Below are 14,451 nucleotides of genomic sequence, written 5' to 3'. Positions count from 1 at the left end.
TGAATAATGATTAAGTATTTGTGAGAAATAATAATACATAAATAAGCGTTCCATGCTTTCTAAGTGTGGACACCTATGTTGAAAGGGGAAAAATAATGACACGTTTTGTAGAAACAAACGATTTATACCGCCTACAATCGGTAACGAGTCCCGTCCTTGCACCGAATGGAAAAGAAGCGGTTTTCATCCGTACGAAAATGGAGGCATCAAGTAATAGCTACATCGGTTATTTATATCATATTGATTTAGAAACAAATGAAGTGACGCAGTGGACGCATTTGAATGAACGTATTTCAAACATTCAATGGTCTCCGAGCGGAAAGTACGTGAGCTTTTTAGCGAGTCGCACGAAAAAAAATCAATTGTATATTTTGCCGACGAATGGTGGGGAAGCGAAATGTATGACGAACTTCATGTTCGGACTTACACATTACGCATGGACGCCAGATGAAGAAACGATTTGGTTTAGTGCTAACGTAGAAGATGGCAAGTCGTTCGGAGATGTACCGACGAAACAAGATCCGAAAAAACCACAACCGTTTGCGACCGAGAAAATGCAATATAAAATGAATGGTATGGGGTTATTACGAGAAAATCGTCATAGCCAAATTGGGTTTATTCATATTGAAACGAAACGTGTGACACGCTATACAGAGGACGCTTTCGATTATCGATTTGGTTCACTTTCTCATGACGGTAAAAAAATCGTCTATTCAGTCAATCGCCATGAAAATACGGATTTTGATTTCCGTGCGCCACTTTATATAGTCGATATCGAAACGAAGGAAGAACGACTAATTGTCGATATGGAAGGGTATTTCGGAGAGGTGGCTTTCTCTTTAGACGATGCATACGTATCATTTGTCGGAGCACCATTAGAGCCATTTAAAAATGCAGCGCATAGCGAAGTGTATATTTACAATGTGGCAGAAGATTATTTTAGCTCGTTAACAGCGATGATGGATTTACCGGTCGGCGATTATCAAACGGCAGACGTACAACAAGGAGCAGTTGCACCAGGTGTCGTTTGGTGTGACGACCATGCCCTTTATTTCCAATTGTCTACGATGGGCGATACACGTCTCTATTATGCAACGCTTGACGGAGCCATTTATCCAGCGACGCCTGAAGATGAACACGTGTACGGTTATGATATTGCACACGATGCGATTCATGCGTTAGCGACAATTAGCAGTCCGACTTCTGTTGGTGAATTGTATCATTTAAACATTTCAACAGGTGAAAGAGAACAACTGACGCATTTTAACGATGCATGGCAACAAGAAGTGATGTTATCGAAACCGGAACCAATTAGTTTCCCTTCGTTTGATGGTACGACGATTTTTGGCTGGTTGATGAAACCAACAGCGTATGAAGAAGGACAACAGTATCCCCTTGTTTTAACGATTCATGGGGGTCCGCATATGATGTATGGCAATACGTTTATTCACGAAATGCAACTTTTAGCAGCACAAGGATACGGCGTTTTATTCGTTAATCCACGTGGTAGTCATGGCTACAGCCAAACGTTCGTTGCAAGCTGTCAAAATGATTATGGTAACGGGGATTATCAAGACTTGATGCATGCGGTAGATTTTGCAATCGAAGAGAATGAATGGATTGATTCTACACGTCTTGCGGTGATGGGGGGCAGCTACGGTGGCTTTATGACGAACTGGATTGTCGGGCATACGAACCGTTTCAAAACAGCGATTACGCAACGTTCTATTTCAAATTGGATTAGCTTCTACGGCGTATCGGATATTGGGTATTACTTCACAAATTGGCAAATTGGTGGAGACTACGACGATATTGAACGTTTATGGAAGCACTCACCTTTAAAATATGCGAAGGACGTCCAAACACCGTTGCTTATTTTGCATAGTGAAGAAGATGATCGTTGTCCGATCGAACAAGCAGAACAATTGTACATCGCGTTAAAATCACATAAAAAAGAAGCGCGTTTCGTTCGTTTCCCTAAAGCAAATCATGACTTGTCTCGTAACGGACTACCGCATTTACGCATCGCTCGTTTAGAAGAAATGGTGCAATGGCTCGAACAACAATTGTAAAAGTATCGTAAATTAGCAACTTTCTTGTTCTTAATTTCGTTTTTTAGTAATACAATAATGAAATGATAGCGTATGATGTTACTATACGTATTTAGAAAGATTGTGAGTGAAACAAACATGGATTTTATTAAATTTTTATTTGATTTCATCATGCATATCGATGTGCATTTAGTGGAGTTAATTCAAAAGTTCGGCTTTGGTACGTACGGCATCATGTTTTTAATCGTCTTCATTGAAACAGGCATCGTTATTTTTCCATTTTTACCGGGGGATTCACTATTATTCGCAAGTGGCGCACTAGCAGCGATTCATGGGTTAAGTTTACCGCTTGTCATTGTCGTCTATTTCTTAGCAGCGGTGCTCGGGGATAGCTTGAATTTTGAAATTGGTAAACGTGTTGGGACGACCATTCGACCGAATAGCTTTTTAGGTAAATTTATTAGCCAAGAAAATATGGCGAAAGCACAAGGGTTTTTCGAACGTCACGGCGGAAAAACGATTTTAATCGCACGCTTCATGCCGATGATTCGTACGTTCGTACCGTTTGTAGCAGGTGCAAGTCGCATGAACTATCGTTATTTCTTAATGTATAACGTGATCGGTGGCGCACTGTGGACGCTCGTTTGTGTATTAGGTGGTTATTTCTTCGGAAACTTACCGTTCGTACGTGATAACTTCTCAGTCGTTATTTTAGCGATTATTTTCGTATCTATTTTACCGGCGATTACCGGGTTTATTAAATCGAAATTTAAAAAATAAAAAGTGCATAATCAAGAGCCTATGGAATAAATAATCCATAGGCTTTTTTATTTCGTTTTTATAGGAAAAAAGTGTTAAGATGAATAGGGATAAAGTAAGTGGACTTTCATAAAGAGAGAGGTGTATGTCGTGGAAACATACATTGGTCGACAACCTATTTTTGACGAGCGGGAACAAGTGTATGCGTATGAGCTTCTGTATCGTAGTGGAGAACAAAATTACTATGAATCAACAGATGCGGATTTAGCTACGTATGACGTGATTTCGAAGACGCTCGTATCTTTTGATTTTCATGAATTATCACAAGGGCATCCGTGCTTTATTAATTTTACCGAGAACTTATTAATGAGTTCTATTTTCGACCAACTATCTGCGAAACATGTCGTCGTTGAAATTTTAGAAGATATAGACATAACAGACGAAGTCGTAAAACGCGTAAAACAATTAAAGCAGCAAGGCTATCGAATTGCGCTTGATGATTTTTTATTGTTGGAACAATTAAAAGAATCACCGATTTTTAACTATGTTGATATTATTAAAGTCGATTTTATGTTAGCGAACGAAGAAGAACGTTTGAAAATTGATCGACTCGTTAATAAACAATATCCACATATTGCTTTGTTAGGTGAAAAGATTGAAACGATGGAACAATACCATTGGGCAAAATTACACGGTTATAAATTGTTCCAAGGGTATTTCTTTAAAGAACCACAAGTGATGACGACGGAAGACATTCCGATGAATTTATTAGAGTATTATCGCTTGATTGCCTTGTTACGCAATCCGAATACGAGCTTAGATGAAATTGCGACGATTATTGAACGCGATTTGTCATTAACGTATAAATTATTAAAATTAATTAATTCGACACGCCAAAAACGTCGTCCGAAAGTACGCTCGATTAAAGATGCTGTTTTGTCATTCGGCATCGTGAACTTGCAGCAATGGTTATACATATTAACGTATCGTGAAATGGCTGATCTAAAAACATCAGGTCGCATGGAAGAAGTGATGAAAGAATCACTGATTCGTGCGAAATTGTGTGAGTCTCTCGCAAGGGAAAAAGACGTAAGGCGATATTCGGAATATTTTTTAGTCGGTATGTTCTCTTTAATCGATGTTATTTTAAATCGCTCGATTACCCAAATTATGAATCAATTACCACTGCCAGAAGAAGTTGTTGCTACACTGTCAGGTAGTGCTGGCGAGATGCAGACGTATTTACAACTGGCGATGGCAGTTGAACAAATGAAAATGCCTCAAATTCACGTTTATTGTGAGCAATTGGACGTAAAAATCGACGATGTGATGACGATGTATTACAATGCATCGAATTGGGCGAGAAACATGAAGTAATATGCTATACTAATAAGAAATTGAAGGAAAAAGAGTGTAGGAGGGAATCCAGTGAAAAAATATTGGATGATGACGTTGATTGGCGCATCTCTTCTTTTAGCCGCTTGTGGGAATGACAGTGCATCGAAAGACGGTTCAAGTGCAGAGCCAGATGCAGCGCAATTAGCAGAACAAAAATGTATGGGTTGCCACGGTAAAAACTTAGAAGGTGCTTCTGCACCAGATTTGACGAAAATCGGTGCGGAAAAATCAGAAGATGAAATTCACGACATTATTAAAAACGGGACAAAGGGCGGTATGCCATCAGGTCTCGTAAATGATGCTGAAGCGAAAGAGTTAGCAAAATGGTTAGCTGAAAAAAAATAAGCGTCAAATACTCTGGAGCCCGCTCTTTCAAGCGTGCTCTTTTTAATTGGTGAAATGAGAGGGATAGCTCCTATTTTCATGTGACTTTTGCTAAAATGAATAGGAATGAGAGAGGAAGTGTCTGAAGTGGAACAAGTAAGTACAAAAGATGTCATGGATGTCTTTGATTTAACATTAGTGAGCGGAGAGCTAGGCATTGGGCGTCATATTTTGACAAGTGATATTTCACGGCCAGGTTTAGAGATGGCTGGATACTTTAATCATTATCCAGCAGAACGCGTTCAATTACTCGGGAAGTCGGAATTGTCGTTTTTCAACACATTGTCGACAGATGAAAAAAAAGCACGCATGCATCAACTTTGTGCGCCGAGTACACCGGCTATTATTATTTCTCACAATATGGAAGTTCCGAAAGAGCTACAAGATGCTTCTGAAGCAAATCATGTACCGGTATTGACGACAAAATTAAAAACGACACGCTTCTCAAGTATGTTGACGAACTATTTAGAAAGTCGTCTTGCGCCAATGACTGCCGTACATGGCGTACTCGTTGATATTTATGGAATCGGTGTACTACTAACAGGGAAAAGTGGCGTTGGGAAAAGTGAGACGGCATTAGAGTTAGTGAAAAAAGGACATCGACTCGTTGCAGATGATTGTGTTGAAATTCGCCAAGAATCTGAAAATATGCTCGTCGGAAATGCACCAAAACTGATCGACCATATGCTTGAAATTCGTGGTATTGGGCTTATTAACATTATGACGATGTTCGGAGCCAGTGCAGTGAGAAGAAATAAACGAATTTCACTCGTCATCGATTTAGAACTATGGGATGCAGATAAAACGTATGACCGTCTCGGTTTAGAATCTCAAACGATGAAAATTTTAGATACCGATTTGACAAAATTGACGATTCCAGTGCAACCTGGGCGAAATTTAGCAGTCATTATTGAAGTAGCTGCGATGAATTATCGTTTGAAAAATTTAGGGATTAATTCAGCAGAAGAGTTTACGCAACGTTTAGAAAGTGTTATTCAAGACAAAACAGATATGTAGCAGTTGAAGGGAGAACGTTATGGATTTAAGTTTATTACTAATCGATCCAGTCGCATTTCACGTATTAGGTATACCTGTGCGCTGGTACGGTATTATTATTGCGAGTGGCATCGTTCTAGCATACTTTGTTGCACAGCATGAAATGAAAAAAAGAGGATTCGATGATGAATTCCTAACAGATTTATTAATTTGGACAGTGCCAATCGCTATTATTTGTGCGCGGATTTACTACGTGATTTTTTGAGTGGGAATTTTATAGTGCGCATCCAGAGAAGATTATACAAATTTGGCAAGGTGGTATCGCCATTCACGGTGCATTAATCGGTGGGGGCTTAACTGTTTACTACTTCTGTAAAAAACGTGGCGTTAACTTTTGGAAAGTCGCAGACATTTTAGCACCTTCTATTATTATCGGACAAATTCTTGGTCGTTGGGGTAACTTTATGAACCAAGAAGCTTACGGTGGTGCGGTTTCAAGAGATTTCTTAGAAAACTTAATGATTCCGGAATGGATTATTAATCAAATGAACGTATCTGGTATTTACCATCATCCGACATTTTTATACGAATCTATGTGGAATATCGTCGGATTGATTTTATTATTAGCACTTCGCAAAGTGAATTTACGCCGTGGCGAAATTTTCTTAACGTACGTTATTTGGTACTCATTCGGTCGCTTCTTCATTGAAGGACTACGTACAGACAGCTTATTAATTATGGGCTTCCGTATGGCACAAATCGTGTCACTTGTAGCATTAATCGTTGCGGTCGTTGTCTTCATTTACCGTCGTATGACGATGAAACCACCTGTACATTATAAAGATCAGTAAAGAAATCATCTCGAAGTCGCATGCGATTTCGAGATTTTTTCATATACAGCGAGTGTTTTATGGCACATTTTCGCTATAATAGACTTACATATTGAAAGAGGTGGCATAAATGAATTTTGATGCATTGTTATTTGATTTTGATGGAACGCTTTTAAATACGAATGATTTAATTATTGAAACGTTTGCGCACGTCATTGATCCGAAGTTTCCGGGACGTTATCGCCGAGAAGATTATGTGCGTTTTATCGGTCCAACGTTAACGGAATCATTTATGGAAGTAGACCCGACGAATGTCGAAGCACTACTTGCCGAATACCGTACGTGGAATGCCGAACAGCATGATGCGCTTGCGACGGAATTTCCTCATGTGAAAGAAGTGCTACACAAACTGAAGGAGCAAGGCATTCAACTCGCTGTCGTTTCGACAAAACGTGCTGATGCACTTCACAGAGGGTTACGCTTACTCGGCATTACTGATTTATTCGATACGATTATTTCGATGGACGATGTGACGAATGCGAAGCCGGACCCAGAGCCTATAGAACTCGCACTTAAACGTTTAGGCGTTTCTAAAGATCGCGCGTTAATGATTGGGGATAATTCACACGATATTGAAGGTGGACATAATGCAGGCGTACGTGCAGCCGGCGTTGCGTGGTCGTATAAAGGCGCTGCTTTCTTACAACAATTCCAACCAGAATACATGCTTGAAACGATGCTCGATTTGTATGACGTAGTCGGAGTAAAAGGCGATGCGTAAAACGGAACGCTATCCGGTTACTGGTGGAACATCGCTTTGGCAAATTTACAAAACGGTTTCATTTTGGAAAGTCGTAAAATGTTTCATCGTCATTGAAATTGCGCGGTTCACTCCTTTTTTATCCGTGAAAAATTGGCTGTATCGTACGTTTCTGAAAATGAACGTAGGGAAGCGTGTCGCCTTTGCCCTTAAAGTGACACCCGATACGATGTTTCCAGAACGTATTTCGGTCGGGGACGATACGATTATCGGCTTCAACACGACGATTTTAGCACATGAATATTTAGTCGACGAATATCGTTTAGGGGATGTTTCAATTGGTAAAGAGGTGATGATCGGTGCGAATACGACGATCTTGCCAGGCGTAACAATTGGCGATGGGGCGGTCGTTTCGGCGATGACACTCGTACATAAAGACGTTCCAGAAGGCGCAATGGTTGGCGGCAATCCGATGCAAATCATTTATACGAAACAACAGCGTCAACAGCGTTCATAAAAAGAGAACACAACACGTCCGAACGATACAATCTTTGGACGTGTTTTATACTAGAGACAGCCGTATGAAAAGTTGAAAAAAGGAATCATTCAGCTATAAGAAAGCTGTCTCTTTTTTTCTGTTGAATAGTCAGTTAATTAAGACAAATCAGAATAGAGGTTGACGTAGTTACGTGAATAAGATAAAATAGCTTCAATGAATTAGTTCTCTAATACTCTAGTGTGTTAAAGTATTTAAATAAGGAAGTGTCGAAGATGTCATCAATTCGTAAGTTTGAAAAACCGTTAGGAATGCGAGATACATTCCCGAAAATATTTGAAAAACAAGAAAATATCCGTCGTACAGGACGCGAATTTTTACAGTTACGTGGCTATGATTTTTTAAAAACACCGACGTTAGAATATTACGATACAGTAGGCAGAGCTTCTGCAATTGTCGAATCATCATTATTTAAATTAGTCGATACGCAAGGGAATACATTAGTGATGCGTCCGGATATGACGACACCGATTGCGCGTGTCGCTTCATCGAAACTATTAAAAGAAAAAATTCCACTGCGTCTTGCGTACTTTGCGAACGTATTTCGCTCTCAAGAATTAGAAGGTGGTCGCCCAGCAGAGTTCGATCAAATGGGCATTGAAATTATCGGCGATGAATCTGTATATGCCGATGCGGAAGTCGTTTTAACAGCGATTGATTTATTAAAAGAATTAGGTGTAGAAGACTTTAAATTGACGATAGGAAATGCGGGTATTTTAGATGCGATTCTTCGTAAAAATGTGCGCACAGAAGAGCAATTCCAACAACTGCATCAACTACTCGTTCAAAAAAATATCGTCGGCTTTGAAGAAGCAGTCGCTCAGTTCCGTTTACCTCGCGAAGAAGAAGAGACGTTGTTGAACTTTATTAGCGAAGCGACGGAATTAAAAAGTATTCGTCAAATTTCTAAGTACTTATCGGAGAAACAAGCGTTATTGTATATGGAACAGCTCGCTTCGGTGTTAGAAATCGCAGACGTTGCAAAATATATCGACTTCGACTTCACATTAGCGAGTCATATGAATTATTACACAGGAATGCTGTTTGAAGTGTTCGCATCAGGAAGCGGCTTCTCGCTTGGAAATGGTGGACGCTACGACGGATTATTAAAAGACTTCGGAAAAGATGTCGGAGCGATTGGCTTCGGCTTACGTATGGATTACTTATTAGAAGTCATGCCGAAACGAGAAGAAGTAAAAGAAGACGTTCTCGTATTATTCGTCTCGACACAATTAAAAGAAGCACTCGAAAAAGCAGCAGCGCTTCGTAAAGAAGGCAAGCCGACGACGCTTCAAGCAATTGAAGGATTAGATGATTTAGCGAAGTTTGAGCAACAATTTAGTGCGGTCGTGCGCATCGGTCAAGGAGGAAACGTACAATGAGTAATACACCATTAACGATTGCGATGCCGAAAGGTCGTATTTTTGAAGAAGCGTATGACATGTTAATCGAAGCAGGTTTTAACTTACCTGAAGATGTTGAAATGTCACGTAAATTAATGATTGAAATTCCAGAAGAAAATATTCGTTTCATTTTGGCGAAACCGATGGACGTACCGACGTACGTAGAACATGGCGTAGCCGATATCGGAATTGCGGGGAAAGATGTGTTATTAGAAGAACGTCGTAGCGTACATGAATTATTAGATTTGAATATTTCAAAATGCCACGTTGCTTCTGCAGGATTACCGAATACACAACTGAACGAAATTGCGCCCCGAATCGCGACGAAATATCCGAATATTGCGTCAGAATATTATCGAGAAAAAGGGGAACAAGTAGAAATTATCGGCTTAAACGGTTCAATTGAATTAGCGCCGATGATCGGTTTAGCAGACCGCATTGTCGACATCGTTTCGACAGGACAAACGTTGAAAGAGAACGGTCTCGTTGAATATGAATTTGTCGTAGATGTTTCTTCTCGTTTAATCGCAAACCAAGCGAGCTATCGTATGAAAAATGACCGAATTCAAGATTTAGTGAAACGTCTGAAAAAATGTGTGAGAGAAGGCTAAAAGATGAACATTCAACGTTTAACAGGAGACTTATCATTGAAACGTCAATTAGAAGGCGGGAATGAACAACAATTAAAAACGGTTCGCGACGTACTCGCGGATGTGAAAGCAAACGGTGATGAAGCGGTAAAAGCGTATAGCTTGAAATGGGACGGTGTAGCATTAGACGATTTACGCGTGACAGAAGCGGAAATGCAAGAAGCCGTTGCATCGATGGATGAACAAATCGTAGCGGATTTAACAGAAGCTGCTGCGAATATTCGTTATTATCACGAGCAACAAAAGCGTGAAGGCTACGAATTGCCACTTGCGGATGGTTCATGGTTAGCACAACGAATTACACCGATTGCTTCCGTTGGTTTATACGTGCCAGGTGGTTCGGCAGCGTATCCTTCCTCTGTATTGATGAATGTGATTCCTGCACAAGTAGCAGGTGTAGAACGCATCGTCATCGCGACGCCGAGTGACCGAGATGGGAAACTTCCAGCGGCTGTGTTGACGGCTGCATCAATTTTAGGTGTGAAGGAAATTTACAAAATGGGTGGGGCACAAGCGATTGCGGCACTTGCCTACGGAACAGAAACGATTCAAGGGGTAGACAAAATTACAGGTCCGGGCAATATTTTCGTCGCACTGGCGAAACGAGAAGTGTTCGGTGAAGTCGCAATCGATATGATTGCCGGTCCGAGTGAAATAGCGGTCATTGCAGATGAAACGGCACATGCGGATGAAGTGGCAGCTGACTTACTTTCTCAAGCAGAGCATGACCCGATGGCATGTGCAATTCTTGTCACTACGAGTGATGCGTTAGCACAAGCTGTATGTGAGCAAGTAGAAGCACAGTTGCAACAATTACCACGTGAGGCGATTGCACGCCAAGCGATTGAAAATTACGGTGCGATTTACGTAGGGGATTCCATGATGGAAGTCGTTGAAGCTATTAACCAACTAGCACCAGAACATTTAGAAATCGTTACGAAAAATCCAGAAATCGTTATGGAAAGCGTGAAAAATGCCGGTGCGATTTTCTTAGGACGCTACAGTTCAGAACCAGTAGGCGACTATTTCGCCGGTACAAACCACGTACTTCCGACGAACTCTACGGCACGTTTCGCATCAGGATTAAATGTAGATGATTTTATTAAACGAACGAGCGTCGTCTATTATTCGGAACAAACATGGCAACAAAATGCACCGAAAATTGCACGACTCGCACGACTTGAAGGACTTGAAGGACACGCACGCGCGGTTGAATCACGCGGCTGGAAAAAGGAGGATGCAACATCATGACACGTTCTGCAAAAATTGCACGTCAAACGAACGAAACACAAATTAATATTTCATTAAACTTAGACGGTGAAGGTCAATCAACGGTCGACACAGGCGTTCCATTTATGAACCATATGCTCGACTTATTTATTAAACACGGTTTATTTGATGGCGTTATTACTGCAAACGGTGATACGGACATCGACGACCATCATACGACAGAAGATTTAGGGATCGTGTTAGGACAAGTTGTACGTAAAGCACTTGGCGACAAAAAAGGGATTCGCCGTTACGGACACGCTTTCGTTCCGATGGATGATGCGCTTGCGGAAGTGTTCATCGACTGTTCAGACCGTCCACATTTAGAATTCCGAGCAGAATTACCACAGGCGAAAGTCGGTACGTTTGATACGGAACTCGTACATGAATTTTTATGGAAGTTTGCGTTAGAAGCACGCATTAACTTACACGTCGTCGTTCCTTACGGCCACAATACACATCATATTATCGAAGCGATTTTCAAAGCGATGGCTCGCGCATTAGACGAAGCGGTTCAAATTGATCCACGTGTGAAAGGTGTCCCTTCAACGAAAGGCGTCTTAGGATAGGAGGAACGAATATGAAAATTGGCATAATCGATTACGGCATGGGCAATCTTTTTAGCGTCGAACAAGCGGTGAAAAGATTAGGAGCGGAAGTCGTCATTTCTCAAAATAAAGAGGAGTTACTTGCGACTGATGGACTTATTTTGCCAGGAGTCGGTGCGTTCCCGGATGCGATGACCCGATTGAAAGAAACGGGCTTAATGGAATTGTTTGATGACGTAGTGACGCAAAGTAAACCGCTTTTAGGCATTTGCTTAGGCATGCAGCTCTTATTCGAAGAAAGTATCGAAAAAGGTTCGACGAAAGGACTCGGTATTTTCTCAGGGAAAATTGCTGAATTTAGCGGCGTTGACCATTCGGGGAGTGCGTACCGTGTTCCACATATGGGATGGAACAATCTTCAATTCAAACGCAATCCGACGTGGCTTCGTAACGTGCATTTAACGGATGATTACGTATATTTCGTCCATTCATTTTACGGCACACAATTAGCAGCAGACGACCTCGTTGCGTACGCAGATTACGGGGATGAAATCGTACCGGGAATCGTGCAAAAAGGGTCTATTACAGGGATGCAATTTCACCCTGAAAAATCAGGGGCGTGTGGTGTTAGTTTGTTAACGGCTTGGTTAGAAAGTATTCAAAAAGGAGCGAGTAACTCATGACAGCGATTCAAATTTATCCAGCAATCGACATGCGCGGAGGAAAATGTGTTCGTCTTTATAAAGGGGATTACGCACAAGAAACCGTGTATGCAGAGTCACCTTTTGAGATGGCTAAAACGTTTAGCGATGCCGGTGCAACATTCGTACATATGGTCGATTTAGACGGTGCAAAAGACGGAGAACGTGTTCATGCCGCAGATGTAATTCGCGTCGCAAAAGAACTGCCAGTGAAAGTGCAAATCGGTGGCGGTATTCGTACAGAAGAAGACGTGCGCTTTTATTTAGAAAATGGCGTTGATCGCGTTATTATCGGCTCACTAGCAATTCGTGAGCGAGAATTGGTCGCTTCGTTTATTGAGAAATTTGGGGCAGAACGCATTGTCATCGGTCTCGATGCGAAAGATGGCATGGTTGCGACGCACGGTTGGCTTGAAACGTCAGATCAAAAAGCGACAGATGTAGGGAAATACTTTGCAGACCGTGGCGCTAAATACTTCATCTTTACAGACATCGCAACGGATGGGACGTTACAAGGTCCGAACATTGCCGCAAATGAACAACTTGCGGCTGCGACGGGTGCAGAAATTATCGTGAGTGGTGGCATGAGTAGTTTAGAAGATATTCAAGCGGTGAAACGAGCGAGTGCGCAATCAACAATCGGTGGGGTCATTATCGGTAAGGCGTTATACACAGGTCGCTTCACGCTAGAAGAGGCACTGAAGGAGGCAAAATAATGCTAACGAAACGTATTATTCCATGTCTAGACGTTAAAGAAGGACGTGTCGTAAAAGGCGTCCAATTCGTATCGTTACGCGATGCCGGAGACCCGGTAGAGTTAGCGAAGTTTTACAACGAACAAGGGGCAGATGAACTCGTCTTTTTAGACATTTCCGCGACGCATGAAGGACGTGCGACGATGGAAGAGGTCGTTCGTGAAACAGCTTCTACGTTGTCGATTCCATTTACAGTCGGTGGCGGTATTCGTACGCTAGAAGATATGAAGCGCATGCTACGTGCTGGCGCGGATAAAGTGAGCGTGAACTCGGCAGCACTTCAAAATCCACAGCTTATTGAACAAGGCTCGAACTATTTCGGTGCGCAATGCATCGTTGTCGCAATCGATGCGAAGTGGAGCGATGAAGATGGAACGTGGATGATTTATACGCACGGTGGTCGTGAAAAATTCCCTAAATCGGCTGTCAATTGGGCGAAAGAAGCGGTCGCATTAGGTGCAGGCGAACTACTCGTGACGAGTATGGACCAAGACGGTGAAAAACGAGGATTCGATCAAAAATTGTTAGCGGCAATTCGAGAAGCGGTGAACGTACCGATTATCGCAAGTGGCGGTGCAGGAAATGCGCAACACTTTTATGATGTACTCGTGGAAACGAATGCTGATGCGGCACTTGCAGCGTCTATTTTTCACTACAAAGAAACGTCTGTTGCAGAAGTGAAACAATTTTTAAAAGAAAAAGGAGTTCCTGTGCGATGACTTTAACATTTGATGAAAAAGGGCTGATTCCTGTCGTTGTACAACATGCACAAACGAAGGAAGTATTGACAGTCGCGTATATGAATGAAACGTCTTACAATAAAACGCTCGAAACAGGTGAAACGTGGTTTTATTCTCGCTCGCGTCAAGAACTGTGGCATAAAGGCGCGACGAGTGGCCATACACAAAAAGTAGTTGCTATACGTAGTGACTGCGACGATGATGCGCTCGTCGTGGAAGTGTTGCCGAATGGACCGGCTTGTCATACAGGTGCAGAGACGTGCTTCCACCATGTCATTCAAGAAAAGCCTTCGACAATCGGATCATTAGACATTTTAGAGAAGCTTCAAAAAATCATTGAAACACGTGCTATTGAAATGCCAGAAGGTGCGTATACGACGTATTTATTCAATGAAGGCATCGATAAAATTTGTAAGAAAGTCGGCGAAGAAGCGACGGAATCCGTTATTGCGGCGAAAAATCGTGACGCTGAAGAACTGAAGTGGGAAGTGGCAGATTTACTTTACCACGTACTCGTCTTATTACGAGAACAAAATATGAGTTTGTACGATGTGCTAGGTGTTTTAGAACAACGTCACGACAAGCATTAATAGTACAAAAAGTAGGAGAGACACTTCCGCGCGGGCGAAGTGTCTTTTCTTTTGGTCGGCT

Annotated in this window: 15 protein-coding genes and 1 pseudogene; all 16 read left to right on the top strand. The window is 41.7% G+C overall.

The features are described from left to right. Window positions 1–95 precede the first annotated feature (95 nt). The 16 genes and pseudogenes from KSHG_RS12125 (at window position 96) to hisIE (ending at window position 14,390) form a co-directional block, all read left to right on the top strand. Window positions 96–2,072: a S9 family peptidase gene (locus tag KSHG_RS12125; protein ID WP_010306918.1), complete on the top strand. Its 1,977-nt coding sequence runs from the start codon at window positions 96–98 to the stop codon at window positions 2,070–2,072. A 117-nt stretch (window positions 2,073–2,189) separates the two neighbouring features. Further along, window positions 2,190–2,831 carry a VTT domain-containing protein gene (locus tag KSHG_RS12120; RefSeq protein WP_010306915.1) on the top strand — a complete coding sequence of 214 codons (642 nt, stop codon included), beginning with the start codon at window positions 2,190–2,192 and terminating at the stop codon, window positions 2,829–2,831. A gap of 129 nt (window positions 2,832–2,960) precedes the next feature. After that, window positions 2,961–4,187, top strand: coding sequence for an EAL and HDOD domain-containing protein (locus tag KSHG_RS12115; RefSeq protein ID WP_010306913.1), 1,227 nt, complete (start codon window positions 2,961–2,963; stop codon window positions 4,185–4,187). Window positions 4,188–4,253: 66 nt separating this feature from the next. After that, window positions 4,254–4,553 carry a c-type cytochrome gene (locus KSHG_RS12110; protein ID WP_042232013.1) on the top strand — a complete coding sequence of 100 codons (300 nt, stop codon included), beginning with the start codon at window positions 4,254–4,256 and terminating at the stop codon, window positions 4,551–4,553. A gap of 126 nt (window positions 4,554–4,679) precedes the next feature. Continuing rightward, window positions 4,680–5,609, top strand: coding sequence for an HPr(Ser) kinase/phosphatase (gene hprK / locus KSHG_RS12105; RefSeq protein WP_010306907.1), 930 nt, complete (start codon window positions 4,680–4,682; stop codon window positions 5,607–5,609). A gap of 19 nt (window positions 5,610–5,628) precedes the next feature. Then, window positions 5,629–6,439: pseudogene (gene lgt / locus KSHG_RS16960) on the top strand (prolipoprotein diacylglyceryl transferase). 109 nt (window positions 6,440–6,548) lie between these two features. Then, the gene (gene ppaX / locus KSHG_RS12095) at window positions 6,549–7,199 is read left to right on the top strand and encodes a pyrophosphatase PpaX (RefSeq protein WP_010306900.1); all 651 of its coding nucleotides are present in this window, start codon (window positions 6,549–6,551) and stop codon (window positions 7,197–7,199) included. Then, a complete protein-coding gene (locus tag KSHG_RS12090; protein ID WP_010306897.1) occupies window positions 7,192–7,695 on the top strand; it encodes an acyltransferase in 504 nt (167 codons plus the stop codon). Before ppaX ends, KSHG_RS12090 begins: the two co-directional genes overlap by 8 nt. Before the next feature lie 254 nt (window positions 7,696–7,949). After that, complete coding sequence (locus KSHG_RS12085) at window positions 7,950–9,116, top strand: ATP phosphoribosyltransferase regulatory subunit (RefSeq protein WP_010306894.1); 1,167 nt, start codon at window positions 7,950–7,952, stop codon at window positions 9,114–9,116. Further along, window positions 9,113–9,748, top strand: a complete 636-nt coding sequence (hisG, locus tag KSHG_RS12080; RefSeq protein WP_010306891.1) for an ATP phosphoribosyltransferase — start codon at window positions 9,113–9,115, stop codon at window positions 9,746–9,748. The genes KSHG_RS12085 and hisG overlap by 4 nt, the downstream gene beginning before the upstream one ends. Before the next feature lie 3 nt (window positions 9,749–9,751). Further along, window positions 9,752–11,038, top strand: coding sequence for a histidinol dehydrogenase (gene hisD / locus KSHG_RS12075; RefSeq protein WP_010306888.1), 1,287 nt, complete (start codon window positions 9,752–9,754; stop codon window positions 11,036–11,038). Then, window positions 11,035–11,625, top strand: a complete 591-nt coding sequence (gene hisB / locus KSHG_RS12070; RefSeq protein ID WP_010306884.1) for an imidazoleglycerol-phosphate dehydratase HisB — start codon at window positions 11,035–11,037, stop codon at window positions 11,623–11,625. The genes hisD and hisB overlap by 4 nt, the downstream gene beginning before the upstream one ends. An 11-nt stretch (window positions 11,626–11,636) precedes the next feature. After that, the gene (gene hisH / locus KSHG_RS12065) at window positions 11,637–12,287 is read left to right on the top strand and encodes an imidazole glycerol phosphate synthase subunit HisH (protein WP_010306880.1); all 651 of its coding nucleotides are present in this window, start codon (window positions 11,637–11,639) and stop codon (window positions 12,285–12,287) included. Then, the gene (hisA, locus tag KSHG_RS12060) at window positions 12,284–13,021 is read left to right on the top strand and encodes a 1-(5-phosphoribosyl)-5-[(5-phosphoribosylamino)methylideneamino]imidazole-4-carboxamide isomerase (protein WP_010306876.1); all 738 of its coding nucleotides are present in this window, start codon (window positions 12,284–12,286) and stop codon (window positions 13,019–13,021) included. Before hisH ends, hisA begins: the two co-directional genes overlap by 4 nt. Then, complete coding sequence (gene hisF / locus KSHG_RS12055; RefSeq protein ID WP_010306873.1) at window positions 13,021–13,779, top strand: imidazole glycerol phosphate synthase subunit HisF; 759 nt, start codon at window positions 13,021–13,023, stop codon at window positions 13,777–13,779. Before hisA ends, hisF begins: the two co-directional genes overlap by 1 nt. Next, window positions 13,776–14,390: a bifunctional phosphoribosyl-AMP cyclohydrolase/phosphoribosyl-ATP diphosphatase HisIE gene (hisIE, locus tag KSHG_RS12050; RefSeq protein ID WP_010306870.1), complete on the top strand. Its 615-nt coding sequence runs from the start codon at window positions 13,776–13,778 to the stop codon at window positions 14,388–14,390. The genes hisF and hisIE overlap by 4 nt, the downstream gene beginning before the upstream one ends. The last annotated feature ends 61 nt before the right edge of the window (window positions 14,391–14,451 follow it).

Source organism: Kurthia senegalensis (assembly GCF_000285595.1).
GTDB lineage: Bacteria > Bacillota > Bacilli > Bacillales_A > Planococcaceae > Kurthia > Kurthia senegalensis.
This window is presented reverse-complemented; position numbering and strand designations above follow the sequence as displayed.